This window comes from Actinoplanes sp. NPDC004185 (assembly GCF_053603475.1).
On record NZ_JBSGFR010000027.1, the window covers coordinates 75,753 to 98,623 of the forward strand.

Annotated in this window: 19 protein-coding genes; 13 read left to right on the forward strand and 6 right to left on the reverse strand. The window is 71.9% G+C overall.

What is annotated here, in order from left to right; translation table 11 throughout:
- The first annotated feature begins 116 nt into the window (after positions 1-116).
- Complete coding sequence (locus ACWEOZ_RS26480) at positions 117-1,022, forward strand: sigma-70 family RNA polymerase sigma factor (protein ID WP_451913369.1); 906 nt, start codon at positions 117-119, stop codon at positions 1,020-1,022.
- A complete protein-coding gene (locus ACWEOZ_RS26485) occupies positions 1,019-1,525 on the forward strand; it encodes a GNAT family N-acetyltransferase (RefSeq protein WP_451913370.1) in 507 nt (168 codons plus the stop codon). Before ACWEOZ_RS26480 ends, ACWEOZ_RS26485 begins: the two co-directional genes overlap by 4 nt.
- Here ACWEOZ_RS26485 and ACWEOZ_RS26490 read toward each other — a convergent pair.
- Positions 1,507-2,421, reverse strand: a complete 915-nt coding sequence (locus ACWEOZ_RS26490; RefSeq protein WP_451913371.1) for a cupin domain-containing protein — start codon at positions 2,419-2,421, stop codon at positions 1,507-1,509. The two genes, ACWEOZ_RS26485 and ACWEOZ_RS26490, sit on opposite strands and share 19 nt — an antisense overlap.
- An 84-nt stretch (positions 2,422-2,505) precedes the next feature.
- On the opposite strand from ACWEOZ_RS26490, the gene ACWEOZ_RS26495 reads away from it, so the two are divergent.
- Positions 2,506-3,012: a VOC family protein gene (locus ACWEOZ_RS26495; RefSeq protein WP_451913372.1), complete on the forward strand. Its 507-nt coding sequence runs from the start codon at positions 2,506-2,508 to the stop codon at positions 3,010-3,012.
- A 49-nt stretch (positions 3,013-3,061) separates the two neighbouring features.
- On the opposite strand, the gene ACWEOZ_RS26500 is transcribed toward ACWEOZ_RS26495, so the two are convergent.
- Positions 3,062-5,458, reverse strand: a complete 2,397-nt coding sequence (locus tag ACWEOZ_RS26500) for a glycoside hydrolase family 3 N-terminal domain-containing protein (RefSeq protein WP_451913373.1) — start codon at positions 5,456-5,458, stop codon at positions 3,062-3,064.
- Between the two features lie 322 nt (positions 5,459-5,780).
- Here ACWEOZ_RS26500 and ACWEOZ_RS26505 point away from each other — a divergent pair, with 322 nt between their 5' ends.
- The 3 genes from ACWEOZ_RS26505 (at position 5,781) to ACWEOZ_RS26515 (ending at position 8,937) form a co-directional block, all read left to right on the forward strand.
- Positions 5,781-7,118: an extracellular solute-binding protein gene (locus ACWEOZ_RS26505; RefSeq protein WP_451913374.1), complete on the forward strand. Its 1,338-nt coding sequence runs from the start codon at positions 5,781-5,783 to the stop codon at positions 7,116-7,118.
- A 71-nt stretch (positions 7,119-7,189) separates the two neighbouring features.
- Positions 7,190-8,035: a carbohydrate ABC transporter permease gene (locus ACWEOZ_RS26510; protein ID WP_451913375.1), complete on the forward strand. Its 846-nt coding sequence runs from the start codon at positions 7,190-7,192 to the stop codon at positions 8,033-8,035.
- A gap of 44 nt (positions 8,036-8,079) precedes the next feature.
- Positions 8,080-8,937, forward strand: a complete 858-nt coding sequence (locus ACWEOZ_RS26515) for a carbohydrate ABC transporter permease (RefSeq protein ID WP_451913376.1) — start codon at positions 8,080-8,082, stop codon at positions 8,935-8,937.
- Here the strand turns inward: ACWEOZ_RS26515 and ACWEOZ_RS26520 are convergent.
- Together ACWEOZ_RS26520 and ACWEOZ_RS26525 are read right to left on the reverse strand one after the other, a co-directional pair.
- Positions 8,906-9,946 carry a LacI family DNA-binding transcriptional regulator gene (locus ACWEOZ_RS26520; RefSeq protein WP_451913377.1) on the reverse strand — a complete coding sequence of 347 codons (1,041 nt, stop codon included), beginning with the start codon at positions 9,944-9,946 and terminating at the stop codon, positions 8,906-8,908. The two genes, ACWEOZ_RS26515 and ACWEOZ_RS26520, sit on opposite strands and share 32 nt — an antisense overlap.
- Positions 9,947-10,002: 56 nt before the next feature.
- Positions 10,003-10,164 (reverse strand): hypothetical protein, encoded by a 162-nt coding sequence (locus tag ACWEOZ_RS26525; protein WP_451913378.1) that lies wholly within the window; start codon positions 10,162-10,164, stop codon positions 10,003-10,005.
- Positions 10,165-10,431: 267 nt separating this feature from the next.
- Here ACWEOZ_RS26525 and ACWEOZ_RS26530 point away from each other — a divergent pair, with 267 nt between their 5' ends.
- From ACWEOZ_RS26530 to ACWEOZ_RS26560, 7 genes are all read left to right on the forward strand, one after another.
- Positions 10,432-11,130: a polysaccharide deacetylase family protein gene (locus ACWEOZ_RS26530; protein ID WP_451913379.1), complete on the forward strand. Its 699-nt coding sequence runs from the start codon at positions 10,432-10,434 to the stop codon at positions 11,128-11,130.
- Positions 11,131-11,143: 13 nt separating this feature from the next.
- Positions 11,144-12,418: a GDSL-type esterase/lipase family protein gene (locus tag ACWEOZ_RS26535; protein ID WP_451913380.1), complete on the forward strand. Its 1,275-nt coding sequence runs from the start codon at positions 11,144-11,146 to the stop codon at positions 12,416-12,418.
- Between the two features lie 13 nt (positions 12,419-12,431).
- Entirely contained in the window at positions 12,432-15,407 is a 2,976-nt protein-coding gene (locus tag ACWEOZ_RS26540) for a glycosyl hydrolase 115 family protein (protein WP_451913381.1), read from the forward strand.
- A complete protein-coding gene (locus tag ACWEOZ_RS26545; protein WP_451913382.1) occupies positions 15,404-16,654 on the forward strand; it encodes an SGNH/GDSL hydrolase family protein in 1,251 nt (416 codons plus the stop codon). Before ACWEOZ_RS26540 ends, ACWEOZ_RS26545 begins: the two co-directional genes overlap by 4 nt.
- Positions 16,655-16,659: 5 nt before the next feature.
- Positions 16,660-17,178 (forward strand): hypothetical protein, encoded by a 519-nt coding sequence (locus ACWEOZ_RS26550; RefSeq protein ID WP_451913383.1) that lies wholly within the window; start codon positions 16,660-16,662, stop codon positions 17,176-17,178.
- A 97-nt stretch (positions 17,179-17,275) separates the two neighbouring features.
- Positions 17,276-18,703, forward strand: a complete 1,428-nt coding sequence (locus ACWEOZ_RS26555; RefSeq protein WP_451913384.1) for an endo-1,4-beta-xylanase — start codon at positions 17,276-17,278, stop codon at positions 18,701-18,703.
- A 70-nt stretch (positions 18,704-18,773) separates the two neighbouring features.
- Complete coding sequence (locus ACWEOZ_RS26560; protein WP_451913385.1) at positions 18,774-20,117, forward strand: extracellular catalytic domain type 1 short-chain-length polyhydroxyalkanoate depolymerase; 1,344 nt, start codon at positions 18,774-18,776, stop codon at positions 20,115-20,117.
- A 52-nt stretch (positions 20,118-20,169) separates the two neighbouring features.
- On the opposite strand, the gene ACWEOZ_RS26565 is transcribed toward ACWEOZ_RS26560, so the two are convergent.
- Together ACWEOZ_RS26565 and ACWEOZ_RS26570 are read right to left on the reverse strand one after the other, a co-directional pair.
- Positions 20,170-21,021, reverse strand: a complete 852-nt coding sequence (locus ACWEOZ_RS26565; RefSeq protein WP_451913386.1) for a DUF4184 family protein — start codon at positions 21,019-21,021, stop codon at positions 20,170-20,172.
- 74 nt (positions 21,022-21,095) lie between these two features.
- The gene (locus ACWEOZ_RS26570; RefSeq protein WP_451913387.1) at positions 21,096-22,829 is read right to left on the reverse strand and encodes a VWA domain-containing protein; all 1,734 of its coding nucleotides are present in this window, start codon (positions 22,827-22,829) and stop codon (positions 21,096-21,098) included.
- Between the last annotated feature and the right edge of the window lie 42 nt (positions 22,830-22,871).

Consider the following 22,871-nt stretch of genomic DNA (forward strand, 5'->3'; position numbering starts at 1 on the left):
CGGTGCCGCCGGTGAGCAGAATGGGTGCGGACATGGTTTCTCCCCGATCGTCGGTCACATCTGCCGGCCCTCGCGGGTCTGACGGGATGACACCCGGCGCGGAAGGAATGTGACACGTGGACCAGGGCGCAGCGACGGCCGAGCTGTTCGAGACCCATCGGAGCCGGTTGCGCGCGGTGGCGTACCGGATGCTCGGGTCCCTCAGCGAGGCCGACGACGCGGTGCAGGACGTCTGGCTGCGCCTCGACCGGACCGGCGCCGCGGAGGTCGGCAACCTCGGGGCCTGGCTGACCACGGTCGTCGCCCGGATCTGCCTGAACAAGCTGCGCACCCGGGCCCAGCAGCGCGAGGAACCGCTCGACGGGCACCTCCACGTCAGCGACCCCGTCCTCGGCCGGGCCGACGTCGCCGACCCCGAGCACCAGGCGCTGCTGGCGGACGCGGTCGGGCTGGCGTTGCAGGTGGTGCTCGACACGCTGACCCCGGCCGAGCGGCTCGCGTACGTCCTGCACGACATGTTCGCGGTGCCGTTCGAGGACGTCGCCACCATCATCGACCGGTCCCCGGCGGCCACCCGTCAGCTCGCCAGCCGGGCCCGCCGCCGGCTGCGCGGTGAGGCCCCGGCGCCGGACCCTGACCTGGCCCGGCAGCGTCAGGTGGTGGACGCGTTCTTCGCCGCTTCCCGGGCCGGCGACTTCGAGGCGCTCGTCGCGGTCCTCGATCCGGACGTGGTGCTGCGGTCCGACTCCGGTCCCGCCCGTCCCCGGCTCAACGTGGTGCTGCGCGGCGCTTCGACCGTGGCCGGACAGGCCTTCACCGCCCGCAGGCTCGCGCCTTTCGTGCGCCCGGCCCTGGTCAACGGCGCGGCCGGGGTGGTGGTCGTGGTGAACGGTCGGCTGTTCTCGGTCATGGCCTTCACCGTGGTGGCCGGCCGGGTGGTGGCGATCGACGTCCTGGGTGATCCCGACCGGCTGGCCAATCTCGACCTGACCGCCCTCGACCTGCCACCGGAGCCGTCGTGAAGCCACCGGAAGCCACCGACCGCCTCGAGTTCCACCCGATGACCTCCGGCGACCTCGACGACGTGGCCGCCCTGCTCGGCGACCCGGTCGTCATGCGGTACTACCCACGGATCCGCGACCGCGACGGCGCCCGGGACTGGATCGCCTGGACCCGGCGCCTCTACGAGACCGTGGGGTTCGGCCTGTGGGTGGTCCGGCTGCGGGCCACCGGGGAGTTCGTCGGTGACTGCGGCCTGACGCCGCAGGAGATCGACGGCGTGACCGACGTCGAGGTCGGCTACCACGTGCGGGCCGAGCTGCAGGGCCACGGGTACGCGACCGAGGCGGCCGCCGCCTGCCACGCGTACGCCCGTGACGTGCTCGGGGTCAAGCGGCTGATCGCGATCATCCACCCCGACAACGTGCCGTCCCAGCGCGTCGCCGAGAAGATCGGCCTCGCCTTCGAGCGCGACACCCTCTCCCGTGACGGTGACCCGGTCCGCGTCTACGCGACAGAGTTCTGAGCCCGGCGGCGGTAGGCGCCCGGAGACATGCCCACCTCCCGTTTGAAGGCGGCGGCGAAGGCCACGTCCGAGCCGTAGCCGACCTGACCGGCGACGGCTGCCACGGTGGCCCGGTCGTCGCGCAGCAGTGTGCGGGCCCGTTGCATCCGCAGCGCCAGCAGGTAGCGCATGGCGGGCCGGCCCACCCGCTCGGTGAACCGGGCTGCGAAGGCCGCGCGGGACAGCCCGGCCGTGGCGGCCAGCGAGGGCAGGGTCCACGGGTGCGCGAGGTCATGGTGGATGGCTTCCAGGGCAGTCGCGACGCACGGGTCGCCCAGCCCGGCCAGCCACCCCGGCTCGCCGACGGTGCCGCTGTGGTGCCGCAGGGCCCGGATCAGCAGCGCGTCGGAGAGCCGGGCCATGACCAGTTCGCTGCCCGGCCCGCCGTCGAAGGCCTCCGCCTGCAACGCCTCCACGAGCGCCGCGACCCACGCCGGCGGGCGGCCGTCGGTGCCCGGCAGCTGGATGACCGCGGGCAGGCCACGCAGCGCGGGATGGTCCGGCTCGCCGATGATGAACGCGCCGCAGACCACGACGGTCCGCTCGCCCGTCCCGCCGAGGGTTAACCGTGGCTCCGGGGAGCGGACGGCCAGCTCGTAGCCCGGCACGGCCACGGCCGACGGCGCCGAGCGCAGTAGGTGGGAGTCCCCACGGGGCAGGATCACGACATCGCCGGCGGTCAGCTCCCGGACGCTGCCGTCCCGCAGCACCAGCTCGCACCGGCCCTCGGCGATGATGTGCACCCCGCGCAGGCCGGCCCGGTCGAAGTCCACGCTGAACGGGCGGCCGAGCTCCAGCCACCGGTAGGCGGCGCTGGCGAACCGCAGCTCCCGCAGCACCGAACTGAGCAGATCCATCGGCCCGGCCCCCTCGGACGAACACTGTGGTCCGGCGGACTTCCACTCATGGATTGTCCGGGAAGCGGCTCCTAGCGTCGAGCCATGACCACCACCGAAGGAGAACCGGCCCTGCGGGGCATCGCCGGACTCGACCGGATCACCCAGGTGAAACTGCCGGTCACGGACCTGGCCCGCAGCGTCGCCTGGTACTGCCGGCTGCTCGACCTGCGGCTGTTCGCCGAGTTCGTGGAGGACGGCGTGCTGCGCGGCGCCGGGCTGATCGACCCGCGGGAGCGCTTCTGCATCGCGCTGCGGGACCGGACCGTCTGCGCCGGCTCACCGCGCCTCGACGGCTTCGACGTCTTCGCGTTCACCCCGGCCTCGCGGGCGGTCCTCGACGAGATCATCACCCGGTGCGAGCGGCACGGCATCCGCCACGCGGAGCCGTACGACACCCCGGCGGGCACCATCCTGGATGTGCCCGACCCGGACGGCACGGTGCTGCGGTTCTACCACTTCACCGCCGGCACCACGGGCTTCACCGGGATCGAGTCCCGCGACGGGGCGATCGTCGGCTCCTACTCCCGGCCGCGGCTGCCGGCCGGCTGACAGCCGCGGCCCGCCGTCTCCCGGGGGAGCGGCGGGCCCGGGGCGCGGGTCAGCCCGCGACCGTCAACTCGGCGTCCTTGGTCGGCAGCACGTCGACCGGGGTGACCAGCCGGCGGTCTGCGCCGACCACCCGCAGCGGGCCGGTCAGCCGGACCGTGCCCCGGCACGGCAGGTCCTCGGCGGAGGTGCCCACCATGACCTCGATCTCGCCCGGCTCCACGATGCGCCGCAGGTCGCGGCCCGTGAACGCGGTCCGGTCGGCGTGCACCTGGAAGCGGACCAGGGCGTCGGTGTGCGGCTCCAGCGACACCCGGGCGAAGCCGATGAGCTGCTTGACCGGCCGGGTCACCTGGGCCACCGGGTCGTGCAGGTAGAGCTGGACGACCTCCTCGCCGGTGCGCTCGCCGGTGTTGCAGACCCGGACCGTCACGGTGAACTCCCCGTCGGTGGGCACCTCGCTCGCGCTGATCCGCAGGGCGTCCAGCTCGAAGGTCGTGTACGACGAGCCGTAGCCGAAGGGGAACAGCGGCGTCGGGTCGAGGTTGCTGATGTTGGTCCGGTCGGCGCCCAGCGGCGGCTGCAGGTAGGTGCCGGGCTGGCCGCCCGGGTGCCGGGGGATCTGCACCGGCAGCTTGCCGCCGGGCTGGATCCGGCCGCTGAGGATGCCGGCGATGGCCCCGCCCGCCTCCTGGCCCGGCATGAACGCCTGCACCAGGCCGGCGGCGCGACCGTGCACGTCGCCCAGCGCGTACGGGCGGCCCGAGACCACGACCACGACGACCGGCGTACCGGTCTCCAGCAGCTCGGCCAGCAGGTCGGCCTGCACGCCCGGCAGGCGCAGGTCCTCGGCGTCGCAGCCCTCGCCCGACGAGCCGTTGCCGAACAGGCCGGCGAGGTCACCGACGACGGCCACGCACAGGTCCGAGTCGCGGGCGGTGGCGACGGCGGCGGCGAAGCCGGAGCGGTCGGCGCCCTGCACCTGGCTGCCGCGCTCGTGGACGATCTCGGTGCCGGGCAGCTCGGCCCGCAGCGCGTCGACCACCGTCGGCACGTCGATGCCCAGGCCGAGCTCCGGGTGGCGGGGCAGCACGTGGTTGGGGAACGCGTAGCAGCCCATGAAGGTGCGCGGGTCGTCGGCGCAGGGCCCGACCACGGCGATCCGGGCCGGAGCCGCCCGGTTGCCGTCGAGCAGCGGCAGGGCGGTGCCGGCGTCCAGCAGGACGATCGAGCGCTCGGCCACCTCGCGGGCCAGCTCCCGGTTGGCCGGGGAGTCCAGGTCGGTGCCGGCCGCGCGGGCCACCGAGGCCTCGGGCGTCCAGCCCGGGTCGAGCAGGCCGAGCTCGACCTTGTGGGTCAGCAGGCGCCGGGCGGCCCGGTCCACCAGCTCCTCGGGCACCTCGCCGGAGCGCACCCGCTCGACCAGGGCGGCCCCGAAGCCGAGGGTGTCGGGCAGTTCGACGTCGATGCCCGCGGCGATGGCCTGCGCGCCGGCCTCGGCGGTGTCGGCGGCGACCTTGTGCATGGTGGCGAGGAACGGCACGGCCCAGTAGTCGGACACCACCGTGCCGGTGAAGCCCCACTCGTCGCGCAGCAGGTCGGTGAGCAGCCAGGAGTCCGCGGCGGCGGGTACGCCGTCCACGTCGGAGTACGAGTTCATCACCGAGCCGGCCCGGCCCACCCGGATCGCCGTCTCGAAGCTGGGCAGGATCACGTCCATCAGCTCGCGCCGGCCCATCGGCACCGGCCCGTGGTTGCGCGCCGCGCGCGCGGCCGAGTAGCCGGCGAAGTGCTTGAGGGTGGCGATGATCCCGGCGCTCTGCAGGCCCCGTACGTACCCGGCGCCGAGCATCGAGACCAGGTACGGGTCCTCGCCCATGGTCTCCTCGACGCGGCCCCAGCGGTAGTCGCGGACGACGTCGAGCACCGGGGACAGCCCCTGGTGCACCCCGACCGCGGCCATGTCCCGGCCGATCGCCGCGGCCATCCGCTCGACCAGGTCCGGGTCGAAGGTCGCGCCCCAGGCGATCGCGGCGGGGTAGACCGTCGCGCCGTAGGTGGTGAAGCCGGTCAGGCATTCCTCGTGCACCAGCGCGGGGATGCCGAGACGGCTGTCCTCGATCACGATGCGCTGCTGACGGACGACCTCGGCGGCACCTTCGGTCACGGTCAGCGGGATGCCGCCGTAGACGCGGGTGAGGTGACCCAGGCCGTGCTTGCTGGCCTCCTGCAGGGAAACGCTGCCGGAGGCGGCGAAGACGTCCTGCATCGGGGCTACGTTGAGATTGGTCCCGGTCTCGTCGGCGGGCTCCTCGTCGTGCTCCATGTCGTTGCTGACCCACCGGCTGCCCAGCTGCGCGACCTTCTCCTCGAGGGTCATGTGCGCCAGCAGCGAGCTGACCCGGTCAGCCACGCTACGGGTCTGGTCGTGCCAGTCGGGTGTCGTCACGATGGTTCTCCTTACGAACAGGACGGGGGTGCAGGCGTGCCGAAACTTTCGGACTGTCGACGAGACCTGACCGCGACCTTACCGTGACCTTCGACGGGGGGAGATCGGGCCTGACAGTGCTGCAGTGGGTCCACTCTCGCGCCTAAAGCACGAGTCTTTCAAGGGCCTTGACACGCCAATCATGAAATCCTACGTTAACGAAATCTCTCGGTAACTTGCGGTTGTCGATCGAAAGTTCCAGAACCTGGATCCGAGTTCGGCGGCCTCTCCCTCAGATGTTCGACTCGCCGCGAGCCTGCGGCTCACGAGTACGGAGACCAGCGTGGAACGCAGTCCGATATCCCGTCGCACCTTCCTCAGCCTGACCGCCGCTGCCGGCGCCGGTGCGGCCCTGGCCGCCTGCGGCAGTTCCGGTCCGGGCACCAGCGGTTCCGGGAAGAAGGCCGGCTCGGCCAGCTACTGGTTCCTCACCGGCCAGCCCGGCGAGGGCATCCGGCAGGCCGCCGCGGAGCGCTTCAACAAGGCCAACCCGGACACCCAGATCCAGTTCACCGCGTTCGAGAACGACGCCTACAAGCAGAAGATCAAGACGGCCATCGGCGCCGGCCAGGCGCCCACGCTGATCTGGGGCTGGGGCGGTGGCGGCCTGAAGAGCTACGTGGACGCCGGCCAGGTCGAGGACCTGACCCCGTGGTTCGAGCAGAACGCCGCGATCAAGGACAAGCTGTTCCCGTCCTCGTTCGGCCCGGCCACGGTCAACGGCAAGATCTACGCCATGCCCTGCGAGACCGTGGCGCCGATCATCCTGTTCTACAACAAGAAGGTCTTCAACGACGTCGGCGTGCAGCCGCCGAAGACCTGGGACGACGTCATGGCCCTGGTGCCGAAGTTCAACGAGAAGAAGATCGCGCCCTTCTCGCTGGCCGGCAAGTCCCGCTGGACCAACATGATGTGGCTGGAGTTCATGCTCGACCGCATCGGCGGCTCGCAGGTCTTCCAGAGCGTCTTCGAGGGCAAGAAGGACGCCTGGTCCGACCCGGCCGTGCTGGAGATGCTGACCAAGCTGCTGGACCTGGTGAAGGCCAACGGCTTCAACAAGGGCTTCTCCTCGGTCGACGCCGGCGCCAACGCCGACCAGGCCCTGCTCTACACCGGCAAGGCCGCCATGATGCTGCACGGCGCCTGGACCTACGGCAGCATGAAGAACGACGGCGGCGACTTCGTCCCCAAGGGCAACCTGGGCTGGATCCCGTTCCCGACCTTCACGGGCGGCAAGGGCGACCCGAGCGACACGGTCGGCAACCCGGGCCAGTACCTGGCCATCTCCAGCAAGGCCACCGCCGAGCAGAAGGACATCGCCAAGAAGTTCTTCACCAGCGGCGTGCTCGACGAGGCCGAGACCAAGGCGTGGATCAACGACGGCGGCTCGGTGCCGGTGGTCAAGGGCACGGAGGCCACCCTGGCCGCGTCCCCCGACGCCGAGTTCCTCAAGTTCGTCTACGACACCTCGGTCAACGCCAAGGTCTTCGCCCAGTCCTGGGACCAGGCGCTGAGCCCGACCGCGGCCGAGGCCCTGCTGGACAACATCGCCAAGCTGTTCCAGCAGCAGGTCACCCCGCAGCAGTGGATCGCCAACATGAACGGGGTCATCGGTAAATGACGGCCCTTGCTCCGCCCCCGGTGGCGGTACCTTCCTCCAAGACCGGCGGGCGGAGCAGGTCCGTCTCCTGGATGGTGTGGCCGGCGCTGCTGATGTTCACGGCGTTCGGTGTGGTGCCGCTGCTGGGCGTGCTCGCCCTCAGCTTCACCCAGTGGGACGGCATCGGGGCGATCAACCCCGCCGGCCTGGACAGCTGGCGCACGGTGCTGTCCGAGCCCGGCCTGCTGCACTCGATCTGGGTGACGTTCCTCGTGATGGCGCTGTCCTGGGTGTTCCAGACGCCGATGAGCCTGCTGATCGGCGTCTTCCTGGCTGCCCGCAAACGCTACCGCGGGTTCCTCGCCGTGCTGTACTTCATCCCGTTGCTGCTCAGCTCGGCGGCCATCGCGATCACCTTCAGCGCGCTGCTGAACCCGAACTTCGGGCTCGGCACGGGCCTGGGCGTCGAGTTGCTCAACCAGGACTGGCTGGGCCAGGGCAACCTCGCCCTGGGCGTGCTGGTCTTCGTCGTGTCCTGGCAGTTCATCCCGTTCCACTCGCTGATCTACCAGGGTGCCGTGCGGCAGATCCCGACCGCCATGTACGAGGCGGCCGAGATCGACGGCGCGGGCCGGGTGCGCAAGTTCTTCAGCATCACCCTGCCCCAGCTCAAGTACACGATCATCACCTCGTCGACGCTGATGGTGGTGGGGTCGCTGACGTTCTTCGACCTGATCTTCGTGCTCACCGCCGGCGGTCCCGGCGACGCCACCAACGTGCTCGCGCTCGAGATGTACCAGACCGGTTTCAAGGCCAACCTGATGGGCCCGGCCAGCGTCATCGCCGTGATCCTGGTGCTGTTCGGCCTCGGGCTGGCGCTGCTGCTGCGCAGGCTCGGTGGCGGTAGCGCGACGGACAGCCAACTGGAAGGTGCCTGATGGCCATCTCGACCCGGCACGCCCCGCCGCGACCAGGTGTGTCGGTGACCTCTCACGGCGGCGGCGCGCGGCGTCGCTCGCCCCTGCGGTTGAACTGGTTCGGCGGCGGCTTCGGCTGGCTCTGGCTGATCGTGGTGATGGTGCCGATCTACTGGATCGTCATCACCAGCTTCAAGACCCGGGCCAACTACTACGCGCAGAACCCGCTGGTGCCGCCGTCGGCGCCGACACTGGACAACTACCGTCTGGTGATCGAGGCCGACTTCACCCGGTACTTCATGAACAGCGTCATCGTGACGGCGGGGGCGGTACTGCCCGCGACGCTGATCTCGTTCATGGCGGCGTACGCGATCGTCCGGGGCAGCGCGGGCAGCCGCTTCCTGCGCTCGGTCAACGGCCTGTTCCTGATGGGCCTGGCCATCCCGCTGCAGGCGGTGGTGATCCCGATCTACCTGATCATCATCCGGCTGCAGATGTACGACACCCTGCTGGCCATCATCCTGCCGTCGATCGCCTTCGCCATCCCGTTGTCGGTGCTGGTGCTGGCCAACTTCATCCGGGACGTGCCCAAGGAGTTGTTCGAGTCCATGCGCCTGGACGGGGCGACGGAGTGGGGCACGCTGTGGCGGCTGGCCTTCCCGCTGGTCCGTCCGGCCCTGGTGACCGTGGTGATCTATCAGGGACTCGGCGTCTGGAACGGTTTCATCCTGCCGCTGATCCTCACCCAGAGCCCCGATCAGCGGACCCTGCCGCTGGGGCTGTGGAGCTTCCAGGGCCAGTACGGCGTCAACGTGCCGGCTGTGCTCGCCTCGGTCGTGCTGACCACGCTGCCGATCCTGATCTGCTACGCGATCGGCCGGCGGCAGTTGCTCAGCGGTTTGACCGCGGGCTTCGGGAAGTAGCCACGGGGGCGGTGCTGTCGCGCACCATGAGCTCCGTGGCGAGCTCGACCCGGGGAGCCTGAAGGGCCTCGCCGCGCGCCAGTCGCAGGACGGTGTGCGCGGCGAGCCCGCCCATCTCGGCCAGCGGCTGGCGCACGGTGGTCAGCGGCGGTGAGGACCAGCGGGCCTCGGGCAGGTCGTCGAAGCCGGTCACGCTCAGGTCCGCGGGCACCCGCAGGCCGCGGCGGCGGGCGGCTTCGTAGACACCCAGCGCCATCTGGTCACTGGTGGCGAACACGGCGGTCGGCGGCTCGGCGAGATCGAGCAGCCGGCCGCCGCCGGTGTATCCGGACTCGTGGCGGAAGTCGCCCTGCACGATCAGGGCCGGGTCGGTGCCGATGCCGGCCGCGGCCAGGGCGGCCCGGTAGCCGTCCAGCCGGGCGCGGCTGCAGGAGAGCCCGCGCGGGCCCGCGATGAGCCCGATCCGCCGATGGCCGAGGGAGAGCAGGTGCTCGGTGGCGCTGAGCCCACCGGCCCAGTTGGTCGCGCCGACCGTGGCCACCTCGGAGGCCGAGCCGCCGGCCGGGTCGACGACGACCACCGGGATGTGCAGCCGGCGCAGCTGGATCTGGACCGGCGCGGCGACCTGGGACAGCACGAAGACGACCCCGTCGCAGGTCCGCGTGCGCAGGTTGCGCAGCCACTGCCGGGTCGCCGTGTCGTCCTGGTGCACGGCCGAGACGACCGTGCCCGCGCCGGCCGCGTGCGCCACGTCGGCCACCCCGCGGATCAGCTCGACGGCCCACGGGCTGTCGAGCTCGTCGAAGACCACGTCGAGGACCTGAGCGCGGCCCGGCGCCCGGGAGTTGCGGCGCCGGTAGCCCCGGTCGCGCAGCAGCTGCTCGACGCGTTCCCGGGTGGCCGCCGAGACGTCGGCGCGGCCGTTGAGCACGCGGGAGACGGTCGGCACGGAGACCCCGGCCGCGTCCGCGATGGCGGAGATGGTCACCCGGCGCTCGTCCGCGCTCATCGCGCTCCTCCTCGCTTGCGGGCCGGTACCGGCGGGCCCGCCGGTACCGAGCAGGATCAGCGGCCGGCCGGCGCCAGGGTGTCGCGCAGCGCGGCGTACGCCGGGTTCTGGTGGTGCCGGACCGGGGTGTGCCCGCAGACTTTCTGTCGGTGGGCGCGGTAGGAGTCCTCGCCGGCCAGGGCCGCCCTGTCGACGGCGGCGCGAACGCGAACTCTCATCGTCTGTCCATTCTGGTCCGGCCGCGCGGACGGTCGAGAGGTTCCGAGAACTTCCGTTACGTGACCGGAACATATGCCGATCCTGCTCACCGGTCAACAGGTAACAACGTGGACAGATAGCGGTGAAGATCAATGAGCTGAGCGCGTGATCTGGGGCGCAGCGCCTTCTTGACGCGACTTCGACCGGGTTCTATGTTACGGACGTTCGGCTGCGCGGTTTCCGAAAGTTTCGGAACAACGGGCCCCGGAATCGATCGTGAGGATGTCATGTCTCATCGTCCGAAATGGTGGCGCCGACTGGCGGTGCCGATGTCCGCCCTGCTGCTGACCGGTGGCCTGGCCGGCCCGGCCGAGGCCGCCGGCCCGACTGCCGTGGTGGTCGACACGGCCCGGGGGCAGGGCGACGTCGTCAGCTTCACCTTCGACGACGGCCCCAATCCGCCCGACACCCTGCGCCTGCTCGACGTGCTGCGCCGGCGGCACGTACGCGCGGTGTTCTGCCTGTGGGGCGACCACGTCGTCGAGCATCCCGAGGTGGCGCGCCGGATCGCCGCCGCCGGGCACGTGCTGTGCAACCACTCCATGCACCACGACGACTTCGGCCCCTGGACCCCGGAACAGGTCAGGGCGGACCTGGTCGAGACCAGCGCGGCGATCCGCCGGGCGGTCCCGCACGCCCGCATCCCGTACTTCCGGGCCCCGTACGGCAGCTGGGGGCAGAGCCCGCAGGTCGCAGCCGAGCTGGGCATGCAGCCGCTGGGCTGGCGGATGGACATCGCCGACTGGGAGCCGCCGGGCACCGACGTGCTCGTGCAGCGGCTGCGTGAGCGGATCACCCCGGGCGCGGTGGTGCTCATGCACGACGGCGGCGGCGACCGCAGCCAGACGGTCGAGGCCGTCGACCGGATCATTCCCGAGCTGCGCGCCCAGGGCTGGCGCTTCACCCTGCCGCGGCGTCGTGGCTGACCGGGGAGGATCCGTGTCCACCAGACGAGAACTGCTGGCGCTCGCCTCGGGCGCCGCCGTGGCCGCGACCCTGCCCGGCGCCCCGGCGCAGGCGACCGGCCGGACCGGCGACACTCCACGCTGGACCGGCACCTGGGCCGCGGCGCCGACCACCGTCCCGCCCACCCCGCCGACCGTGCTGGAGAACCAGACCGTGCGCCACGTCGTGCACGTCAGCACCGGCGGCGACCGGCTGCGGATCCGGCTGACCAACGAGTTCGGCGAGCAGCCCCTGGTCGTCGGCGAGGTGCGGGTCGCCCGGCGCGCCGGGACCGGGGCGAGCACGGCCAACGAGCCCGGCACCGACCGGGCGGTCACCTTCGGCGGGCGCCCGGGGGCGACCGTCCCGGCGGGCGCGCCGCTGGTCAGCGACCCGGTGCACCTGCGGGTCCCGGCCGGCACCGAGCTGACCGTCAGCGTGTACCTGCCGCGGCGCACCCCGGTCACGACGCTGGCCGCCTTCGCGTACCAGGACAACGTGATCGCCGCCGGGAACGTCACCGCGGCCCGTACCGTCACCCCGACCGCCGTGGTCGGGCAGAACCTGTTCCTCTCCGGGGTCAGCGTCGCCTCGGGCGCCGGCGCGATCGTCACCCTCGGCGACTCCATCACCAACGGCGCCAACGCGGCGGCGAACCTCAACCACCGCTGGCCCGACCTGCTCGCCGCCCGGCTACGCGCCGCCCGCATCGACCGTGGCGTGGTCAACGTCGGCGTCTCCGGCAACCGGCTGTTGCACGACCCCAACCCGCCGGCCGGCAGCGACGCGGTGGCCTACGCCGCGTACTTCGCGCAGAGCGCGCTGCGCCGCTTCGACCGTGACGTGGTCGCCCAGCCCGGGGCGGAGTTCCTGATCGTGCTGCTCGGGGTCAACGACCTCGGCCACCCCGGCACCACCGCACCGGCGTCCGAGGTGGTCTCCGCGGCCGACCTCATCGCCGGGCACCGCCAGCTCATCGCCCGGGCCCACCAGGCCGGGCTGCGGGCCTACGGCGCCACCGTGCTGCCGTTCAAGGACGACACCCTCGGGTTCTACTCGGCGGAGAACGAGCGCAAGCGGGCCGCGCTGAACCACTGGATCCGCACCGGCGGCGACTACGACGCGGTCATCGACTTCGACGCCGCCGTCCGTGACCGCAGCGACCCGCTCCGGCTGGCCCCGGTCTACGACAGCGGCGATCACCTGCACCCCAACGACGCCGGGATGGCCGCGCTCGCCGCCGCCGTACCCCTGCGACTCTTCCGGTAGGGAAGGCGTACCCATGAGGCTCCTGCTCGCTCTCGCGGCCCTGGCCGCGCCCTTCTTCGTCGCCGGGCCGGCACCGGCCGCGGCGACATCGCGTGACGCGCTGGCCACGGGGCAGCGCGACTCGTACGTCTCCGCCCTGCCCGGCCGCGGCCGGTTCCCGCTGGTGGCCGGCGGCCGGGCCGCGCCGCTGGTGGTCAGCGCGGGTGACCACGCCGGGGTGATCCGGGTGGTCGACGACCTGAGCGCGGACATCGCCGCGGTGACCGGCGTGACGCCGGTGGTCGCCCACGACCGGGTGCCCGGCGGGCGCGACCCGGTGCTGGTCGGCACCATCGGCAAGAGCCCGCTCATCGACCGGCTGATCGCGGCGGGCAAGCTCGACGTGCGCGGCATCGCCGGCAAGTGGGAGACCACGGTCGAGCAGATCGTGGAGAATCCGCTGCCGGGCGTCCGGCGCGCGTTCGTGATCGCCGGCAGCGACCAGCGCGGCAGCATCTACGGCGCCTACGACCTGTCCAAGCGCATCGGCGTCTCGCCCTGGCGCTTCTTCGACGACGTCCCGGTCCGCCACCAGGACGCGGTGTACGTGCTGCCCGGGCGGCACACCCAGGGCACACCCGCGGTGAAGTACCGCGGCTTCTTCATCAACGACGAGAACCCGGCCACCGGCACCTGGGCCCCGCGCTACTTCGGGCCCGGCAAGGCGCCCGGCTTCCCGAACGGGCTCAACGCGGCCTACTACGCCAAGGTCTTCGAGACGATGCTGCGGCTGAAGGCCAACTACCTGTGGCCGGCCGTCTGGGGCCGCGCATTCGCCGAGGACGACCCGCAGAACCACGCCACCGCCTCGTTCTACGGCGTGGTGATGGGCACCTCGCACGAGGCGCCGATGATGCGTGGCATCGAGGAGTGGAACCGGCACCCCGCCGGGACGGGCGAGTGGAGCTTCCGCCGCAACCCCGACGCGATCAAGGCGTACTGGCGGGACGGGGCCGAGCGGATGGCCCGCGACAAGATCGAGGGTGTCATCACGCTCGGCATGCGCGGCAACGGCGACGTCGGCCTGCCCGACGGCGACGGCATCGACCTGATGAGCTCCATCATCGACACCCAGCGGCAGATCCTGCGCGACACCGGGCTGATCGGCGCTCCCCAGGTGCAGACCCTCTACAAGGAGGTGCAGCGCTACTGGGACCGCGGCTACCGGCCGCCGGACGACGTCACCGTGGTGTTCTGCGACGACAACTGGGGCAACATGCGCAAGCTGCCGGACGCCTCGCTGCCGGCCCGCAGCGGCGGCTACGGCATGTACTACCACTTCGACTACGTCGGTGGCGGCCGCAACTACAAGTGGGCCGACACGGTCAACCTGACCAACACCTGGGAGCAGCTCAACCTGTCGTACCGCTCGGGGGTCGACCGGCTCTGGATGGTCAACGTCGGCGACCTGAAGAACGAGGAGCAGCCCACCCAGTTCTTCCTCGACTACGCCTGGAACCCCGACGCGCTGCCGCTGCACAAGCTGGGGGAGTGGGAACGGCAGTACGCCGCCCAGAACTTCGGCCCGGCCCTGGCCGGCGACATCGCCGACGTGCTCAGCGACTACGGCCACCTGCAGTCGCGCCGCAAGCCCGAGCTGCTCAACCGGCGCATCACCATCGACCCGGTCACCCAGGTGATCACCTACGACGACGAGGGCAACCCGTTCAGCCTCACCGACTACCGGGAGATGGACCGGGTCACCGCCGAGTGGCAGGCGCTCGGCGCCCGGGCCGAGCGGATCAGGGCCCGGGTGCCCGCGGCCTGGCAGGACGCCTACTTCCAGCTGGTCTACTACCAGGTCAAGGCCACCGCCAACCTGTACGCGCTGCGCCGGGCCGAGTTCACCAACATCCGGTACGCCGGCCAGGGCCGCGCCGCCACCAACGACCTGGCCGACCTGGCCGAGGCCCGGTTCGCCGAGGACCAGGCGCTGAACGCGTACTACAACAACGAGCTGGCCGGCGGGAAGTGGAAGGACTGGCAGCTCCAGCCCAAGATCGGCTACGGCAACGTGGCCCGGTACGGCCCCAACGCGCCCTGGCAGCAGCCGGAGAAGGACAACGTGGCGCTGCCGGACGAGATCTACCCGTACCTGAAGCGCATCGAGGTGCCCGCGGCGGCCGCGATGGGTGTGGACCTCGACGGCGGGGACCCGGTCACGCTGCCCGCGTTCAGCCCGTACCAGGCGCAGCCCGCGCAGTACATCGAGGTCTACAACAAGGGCACGACGCCGTTCGCGTACCGGATCACCCCGGCCGTCCCGTGGGTGCACGTCACGCCCGCCGCCGGCCGGGTCGGCAAGCAGGTCCGGGCCACCGTACGGGTGGACTGGCGGCGCGCGCCCAAGGGCACCACCACCGTGCCGATCACGGTGACCGGCGCGAACGGTGCCCAGGTCGTCGTGCAGGCCCCGATCGACAACCGGGTGCGCCACCCGAAGGGCTTCGTCGAGGCGAACGGCTACGTCGCGATGGAGGCCGACCACTACACCCGCAAGGTGGGGGACTGGCGCCTGCTGCCCGGCATCGGCAAGACCGGCAACGGGCTGACCCCGCTCGGCGGCGAGGGTGCCCGCCTGGAGTACACGACCACTCTCAGGACGACCGGTCCGGTCAAGGTGACCGCCGTGCTGTCGCCGCGCAACAACGTCCGGCCGACCGACGGCCTCAAGTACGCGATCTCGCTGGACGACCAGGCGCCGCAGACGGTCAACATCACCAAGGCCACCGGCGCCGACGACACGACCATGAACCGCCAGTGGGAACGCAACACCTCCGACAACGTCAACCGCACCACCACGACGCACACGGTGGCCACGGCGGGCGTACACACCCTCAAGTTCTGGATGGTGGATCCGACCGTGATCGTGCAGCGCCTCGAGATCGACACCGGCGGCGTCAAGTACAGCTACCTGGGCCCGCCCGAGAGCAAGCGGGTGACCCGATGAACCGCCGGTCACTGCTGGGCCTCGGCGGCGCCGCGGCGGTCTCCGTGGCCACCGCCGTCCAGACCCGCACGCACCGTCCCCGCCGGGACTGGCTGCACACCTGGGTGTCGATGCCGCAGCTCACCGAGCCGGGCAACCTGCCGCCGGCGCCGTTCACCGGCACCGACTCGGTGCTCGTGGACACCACCCTGCGCCAGACCGTGCACACGTCGATCGCCGGGAGCTCCGTACGGTTGCGCTTCTCCAACGCCTTCGGCGGCGCGGTCCTGCCGATCACGGCCGTCTCGATCGCCCGGCCCGCCGGGGGCCGGCCGGGCTCGGCCGCGATCGAGCCGGGCACCCTGCGGCCGGTCACCTTCTCCGGGCGGACGTTCGCGTCCGTCCCGGTGGGCGCGCAGGTGGTCTCCGATCCCATCGATCTCGACGTGCCGGCCCGCTCCGAGCTGACCGTCACGGTGTATCTGGCGACCGGCCAGGCGAGCACCGCCGTGACCTCGCACCCCGGCTCGCGCACCACGTCGCACCTGCTGCGCGGCGACCACCACGACGACGTGGACCTGCCCGGCGCCACCCCGGTCGTGCACTGGTACTTCCTCAGCGGGGTCGAGGTGCTCGCCCCGGGCGACAGCACGGCGACCGTGGTGCTCGGCGACTCCCTGACCGACGGCCGGGGTTCCACCACCGACGGCAACGACCGGTGGCCCGACCAGCTCTCCGCCCGGCTGCGCGGCCCCCACGCGGTGCTCAACCAGGCGGCCGGCGGCAACCGGGTGCTGCAGGACGGGCTCGGGCCGAGCGCCCTGGCCCGGCTGGACCGCGACGTGCTCGCGCTGGGCGGGGTCGCCTCGCTGATCGTCTTCGAGGGCGTCAACGACATCGGTACGGCGGCAGCCACCCCCGAGGCGCAACAGCGGGTGGGCGACGACCTGCGGGCCGCGTACGACCAGATCGTCACCCGCGCCCACGCCCGGGACATCGAGGTGTACGGGGCCACGATCACCCCGTTCGGCGGCAACGAGGGCTACGACGATCCGGGTGGGTTGCGGGAGCAGACGCGTACCGGGGTCAACGAGTGGATCCGGCGCAGCGGGCGTTTCGACGGGGTCGTGGACTTCGACGCCGTGGTCCGCGATCCGGCCGCCCCGCGCAGGCTGCTGCCCGCCTACGACACCGGTGACCACCTGCACTTCAATCCGGCCGGTTACCGGGCATTGGCCGAGGCTGTCCCGTTGCGGTGGTTGCGATGACAAACATGACCAATGTGGCGGTGCTGCTGCCGCCACCGGAGGCGTTGCCGGCCCGGCTGTCCACGTACCGGGAGGTCTTCGCCGGTCCGGTGTTCGACCTGGCCTTCGCCGCGGCGGGCACTTTCGACCTGCTCGCCTCGGCGGACATCCTGGCCATCGCGCCGCCGGTGCGGCGGGGGCCGGACACGATCACCGCCGAGGAGGCCGCCGCCCTGCGCGAGGCGGTGCGCCGCAACTGCCGGATCCTGGCCATCGGTGAGGCCGTCTTCACCGTGGCGGCCGCCGGGCTGCTCGACGGCCGGGCGGTGTCCACCTGCCCGGCGCACGCCGAGGAGCTGCGGCGCCGCTATCCGCGGGTCCGGCTGGCGCCGGGCGTGCGGTACGTCGACGACGACCCGATCTTCACGGCCGCCGCCGGAGCCCCCGGCGTGGAGTTGTGCCTGCATCTGGTCCGCAAGTACCACGGCGCGGCCACCGCCGCCCGCATCGCCCGTTCCCTGCCGCGACACCGCGCGGCCGAATAACAATTACGCCGGTCTATTCCCTCGGGAGGCCGACCGGCTCAAGATGGGAGCGCTCCCAAAAGTGTCATCCCCCTCCCCGCACCGGAAGGCAGCCACCGTGTCCGACCGACCCGTCCCCCGCAGACCCCGCCTGCGTACGACCCTGACCCTGCTCGCGGCGAGCCTCACCGCCGGCGGCGTGGCGCTGGCCGTCGCGCCCTCGGCCGACGCCGCCACCACCCTCGGCGCCTCGGCCGCCGCCACCGGCCGCTACTTCGGCACCGCCGTCGCGGCCAACAAGCTCAGCGACAGCACCTACGTCGGGATCCTGAACCGGGAATTCAACGCGGTCACGCCCGAGAACGAGATGAAGATCGACGCGACCGAGCCGCAGCAGAACCAGTTCTCCTTCACCAACGCGGACCGGATCGTCAACCACGCCCTCGCCCAGGGCATGAAGGTCCGCGGGCACACCCTGGCCTGGTACTCGCAGCAGCCCGGCTGGATGCAGAGCATGGAGGGCAGCGCGCTGCGCTCCGCCATGATCAACCACATCACCCGGGTCGCCACGTACTACCGCGGCAAGGTCTTCACCTGGGACGTGGTGAACGAGGCGTTCGCGGACAGCGGCGGCGGCCGGCGCGACTCCAACCTGCAGCGCACCGGCAACGACTGGATCGAGGTCGCCTTCCGGACCGCGCGCGCGGCCGACCCGGACGCCAAGCTCTGCTACAACGACTACAACATCGACAACTGGACCTGGGCCAAGACCCAGGGCGTGTACAACATGGTCCGTGATTTCAAGGCGCGCGGCGTGCCGATCGACTGCGTGGGCCTCCAGTCGCACTTCAACAGCGGGTCGCCGTACCCGAGCAACTACCGCACCACGATGGAGAACTTCGCCGCGCTCGGCGTGGACGTGCAGATCACCGAGCTGGACATCGAGGGCTCGGGACAGACCCAGGCCACCACGTACGCCAACGTCGTCCGTGACTGCCTGGCCGTGCCCCGGTGCAACGGCATCACCGTCTGGGGCATCCGGGACAGCGACTCGTGGCGGGCCAGCGGCACCCCGCTGCTCTTCGACGGCAGCGGCAACAAGAAGGCGGCGTACACCTCGACGCTGGAGGCGCTCAACGCCGGCGGTACCACCAACCCGACCACGCCCCCGCCGACCACGCCCCCGACGTCGCCGCCGACCTCGCCCCCTGTCTCGCCGACGCCGCCGACCGGCACCACGCCGCCGCCGGCCGGGACGGGCTGCACGGCCGCCTACACCGTGAACGCGTGGACCGGCGGCTTCACCGCCACGGTCAAGGTCAGCGCGGGCTCCGCCGCGGTCACCGGCTGGGCGGCCACGCTCACCCTGCCGTCGGGCTCCGCGGTCACCAACGCCTGGAACGCGCAGGCCACCGGCAGCACCGGCGCGGTCCGCTTCGCCAACGTCTCCTACAACGGCCGGATCGCCGCCGGATCCAGCACCGAGTTCGGTTTCCAGGGCACCGGCACCCCGCCCACCGGCACCCCCACCTGCGCCGCGTCCTGATCGCGACGTCCGGCGCGGCGTGGACCACCCTTCCGCGCCGCGCCGGACCCATCCCCCGGAGCGAGGAACCATGAAACGACTGACCCAGGCCCTGCTGGCCCTCACCGCCGCGGTGAGCGCGATCGGCGCCTCCGTGCTGCTGCCGGCGTCCCCCGCGGCCGCCGCGTCCCTGCAGGAGGTCACCGGCTTCGGCGCCAACCCGACCAACCTGCGCATGCACCTGTACGTCCCCGACCGGCTCCCGCCGAACCCGGCCCTGCTCGTGGCCGTGCACTACTGCACCGGCTCCGGACCGGCGTTCTACTCGGGCACCTCGTTCGCCTCCCTGGCCGACCGGTACGGCTACATCGTGATCTACCCGTCGGCGACCCGCTCGGGCAACTGCTTCGACGTGTCCTCGCCGGCAGCGCTGCGCCACGACGGCAACAGCGACCCGGCCGGCATCGTCTCGATGGTCCGTTACGTGCAGCAGCGTTACAGCACCGACCCGGCCCGTACGGTCGTCACCGGTGCCTCCTCCGGCGCCATGATGACCAACGTGCTGCTGGGTGACTACCCGGACGTGTTCCGGGCCGGGGCGGCGTTCGCGGGCGTGCCGTTCGGCTGCTTCGCCACCACCGACGGCTCCAGCTGGAACAGCGCCTGCGCCAACGGCCAGGTCACCAAGACCCCGCAGGCGTGGGGCGACCTGGTCCGCAACGCGTACCCCGGATACACCGGCCCGCGGCCGCGGATGCAGGTGTGGCACGGCGTCAACGACGACACGTTGCGGTACCCGAACTTCACCGAAGAGATCAAGCAGTGGACCAACGTGCATGGTGTCTCGCAGACGCCGGTGCAGACCGACACGCCGCAGTCCGGCTGGACCCGTACCCGCTACGGCTCGGCCTCCGCGCAGCCGCCGGTCGAGGCGATCAGCGTCGCGAACACCGGGCACAACCTGCCGCAGGCCGGCATGGCCGAGCGTGCGGTGACGTTCCTCGGCCTGGACAGCACCTCCGTCCCGCCGACCTCGCCGCCGACCTCGCCCCCGACCTCGCCCCCTGTCTCGCCCACGCCGCCGAGCAGCACCCCGCCGTCCAGCCCGCCCCCGGGCACGGGCGGCTGCCGGGTCGGATACGTGGTCAACGCCTGGAACAGCGGCCTCACCGCGGCCATCACGATCACCAACTCCGGACCGGCCGTGACCAGCTGGACGCTCGGCTTCACCCTGCCGGCCGGCCAGACCATCACCTCCGGCTGGAACGCGACGTGGACGGGCTCCAGCGGAGCGGTCACCGCCCGCAACGTGTCCTACAACGGCAGCCTGGCCACGGGCGCGTCGACCAGCATCGGCCTGCAAGCCACGCACACCGGCGACAGCAGCCGCCCGACAGCGTTCACGCTGAACGGCACCGCCTGCACGGTCGCCTGATGAGACCGCCTGCTGCCCCGGACCGGGTGAGCCGGGGCAGCAGGTGCACTACTCAGGAGCCGGGAAGGGTCGCCTCGTCGGCCGGACCTGATCCGGCCGGGTCCCGCCGGCCGGTGGCGAGACGGCTCAGGTGCCAGCCGACGGCGTAGACCGCCAGCACGACGCAGACGGCCGCGACACCGTCCACGGCGAACTGCCGTACCGCGAGCTCCGCCATGTCCCTCCCGGTCCAGGTCGGCGGCACGACCTGCGGCGGAAGGTCGGGATAGTCCATCTTGTTGGCCGCCATGAGCTGCCGGACACCGTTCACCGCGCCGGCAGTGCCCAGCACCAGCGGCGCCACCAGCAACGCACCCCAGACCACCGGGCGTATCCGGGACCCGAGCCGCACGACCGGCGGGACCGGCTGCGCCGGCGTCGTCCGCCACCAGCGCCACGCCCAGACCAGGAGCACGGCCGAGCCGAGCACACCGCCGGCCAGGTCCACCTTCGTCGACTGGTCCTCACCCAGCACGCCGCCCAGGCGGTCCCACGCCACGTGGGTCGCTGCCCCGATCACCAGGGAAAGGGCGATCCACCACACCGCGGCCGGCCGCCACCCGATGGACCGTTCCGCCGGCTGCCACACACGCCCCGCGGCAGCCGGCGGCAGCAGCGCCACCACCGGCCGTTTGAGCAGCACGTGAAACACCAGGAGCAGAGCCAGGGCGATCACCGGGTCGAGCCAGAACACCGACGACGCGTGGTGGGTGCGGGTGAGCAGAGTGCCGCTGGGGTCGAGCCACGGCAGGGCCACGTAATAGGTCAGATCCGGCGCCATCGAGCCCGCGACCAGCGCGGACGCGACCAGGGGACGGCGGGGGAGAGCAAGGACCGCCGCAGGGTGAGCGAGCGTGAACGGCACCCGCGGAACCCTAGCGGCGCGCCGCCACCCGCCCGGCCCGGCCCGGTGTCTTCCACCACCGGGCCGGGCTCACGTCAGGCCCCGGTACGGGTCGCGATCGCCTGCAGGAAGATTTCGTTGATCTTCGCCGGGTCCTCCGCGATGAAGACGCCGCTGGACGGCCCGCTGGCGTCGGAGATCGCCTTCAGCTCGCCCCGGTCGACCTCCGGCCCGATCCCGATGATCACCATGCGCACGGGCTTGTCCGCGTCCCGCACCTTCCTCAGGTCGGAGACAAGCTGGTCGCGGGTCAGGCCGTCGGGGTTCTCGTTCACCCCGTCGGTGAAGAGGATGACCGAGTTGACCCGGCCCCGCTGCCACCCCTGCTGCACGGTCTTGTACGCCGCCAGCGCGGTGTCGTACAGCCCGGTGTCGCCCGTCTTCTTCGGCTTCAGGTCGTTGAGGGCGTCGTTGAGCTTGTTGCGCGCCGTCGACAGCGGGCTGATCGGCACCTTCGGCTGCCACGCCTGCTTGCCCACCAGCTCCGTGGAGAAGAACCACGTGCCGACGGACCACCGGTCGTCGAACAGCTGCAGACCCTGCGCCGCGGCCCGCTTGGTGACCTCGGCACGGGTCAGGCCACCGGCGGTGGGCACCTCGGTCAGCATCGAACCGGAGATGTCGAAGACGGCGAGGACCCGGCCCGGCTGGGTGATCGCGGCCCAGCTGCCCAGCACCTGGCTGATCGCCGTGGAGGCCTGGGCCGACGCGGCGGCGCCCTGACTGGCCTTGGCGCCGGGGGCGATCACCGGGGTGGCCACCGGCGGCGCGCCGGTCGGAGCGATGAAGCCCGCCCCCGCCCGGCCGTCGGGCCCGCGCAGGCCGGCGGCGGCCAGCGCGTCCCGGAACGTCGTCCCGCGCAGTTCCTCGTGCAGCGCCGCGGCGGCGGCAGCCTTCTGCGGGTCGACCTCCGGCATGACCGCGAACGGGTAGTTCAGCGCGGTCGGCGCCGGATCGAGGTAGAGGGCGGCGAGCTGGATGGGTGGCTTGCCCCCGTTGTACGCGACCACGTCCTCCTCGGACAGCGGTGCGGCGCTCAGGCCGGTGGTGACTTCTGCTGCCGTACGCGGGAACTTCTCCAGCAGGTCCTGCCGGATGCTCGAGGTGTTCGCCGCGAGCTTGCGCAGCGCGGCGACCTTGCGCTGGGCCCCCGAGATGTCGTTGCCCGCGGCCGCGCCCAGCGCGAGCAGGCCGGTGAGGCCGGCCGCGTCGCGGGTCGGGTCGACGATGCCGGGCAGCAGGCTCTTGCCGGCGGTCAGCTGGCCGAGCAGCTCCTGCCACTTGAGCTTCTTGGCCGGCCAGCCCAGCTTCTGCGCCATCGGCGCGGGCATGGCCAGCACCACGGGGCTCTCGGCGATCGGGGCATTGTCGGTGGGCAGGAAGCCGGGGGCCTCGCCGCCGACCCGCAGCAGCCAGGTCGAGGAGTCCGGGACCCACACGTCGGGCACGGTCGGCTTGCCGGGCGCCGCCTTCAAGCCGGAGAGACCGACGCCGTGCTTGGCCGCGATGGTGGCGGCCGCGGTGGCGGGATCGGTGGCGGCCACGGCGACCTTGATGCAGACGCCGCCGACCTGAGCCTTCTCACCCTGGGACCACTTGTCCGCGGTGGTCTGGATCGCGCCGGCGATCTCGGCCGCGGCGGTGACCGCGAGCTTCACCTCCCCGGTGCAGTCGCCGGCGGAGAGACGCTGGTAGCCCAGCCAGGATCCGGCACCGATGACGACGAGCGAGGCCGTGGCCGCGCTGACGACGATGCCGGTGATACTCAAGGTTCTTCGATGGCGTCCGGGCACGCGCTCCATGCTCCGCAA

Coding starts and splice junctions, on each gene's coding strand:
- ACWEOZ_RS26490 (WP_451913371.1), bottom strand. CDS start 2,421: ATGGATCTGCTCAGTTCGGTGCTGCGGGAGCTGCGGTTCGCCAGCGCC.
- ACWEOZ_RS26495 (WP_451913372.1), top strand. CDS start 2,506: ATGACCACCACCGAAGGAGAACCGGCCCTGCGGGGCATCGCCGGACTC.
- ACWEOZ_RS26510 (WP_451913375.1), top strand. CDS start 7,190: ATGGTGTGGCCGGCGCTGCTGATGTTCACGGCGTTCGGTGTGGTGCCG.
- ACWEOZ_RS26520 (WP_451913377.1), bottom strand. CDS start 9,946: ATGAGCGCGGACGAGCGCCGGGTGACCATCTCCGCCATCGCGGACGCG.
- ACWEOZ_RS26525 (WP_451913378.1), bottom strand. CDS start 10,164: ATGAGAGTTCGCGTTCGCGCCGCCGTCGACAGGGCGGCCCTGGCCGGC.
- ACWEOZ_RS26530 (WP_451913379.1), top strand. CDS start 10,432: ATGTCTCATCGTCCGAAATGGTGGCGCCGACTGGCGGTGCCGATGTCC.
- ACWEOZ_RS26540 (WP_451913381.1), top strand. CDS start 12,432: ATGAGGCTCCTGCTCGCTCTCGCGGCCCTGGCCGCGCCCTTCTTCGTC.
- ACWEOZ_RS26545 (WP_451913382.1), top strand. CDS start 15,404: ATGAACCGCCGGTCACTGCTGGGCCTCGGCGGCGCCGCGGCGGTCTCC.
- ACWEOZ_RS26550 (WP_451913383.1), top strand. CDS start 16,660: ATGACCAATGTGGCGGTGCTGCTGCCGCCACCGGAGGCGTTGCCGGCC.
- ACWEOZ_RS26560 (WP_451913385.1), top strand. CDS start 18,774: ATGAAACGACTGACCCAGGCCCTGCTGGCCCTCACCGCCGCGGTGAGC.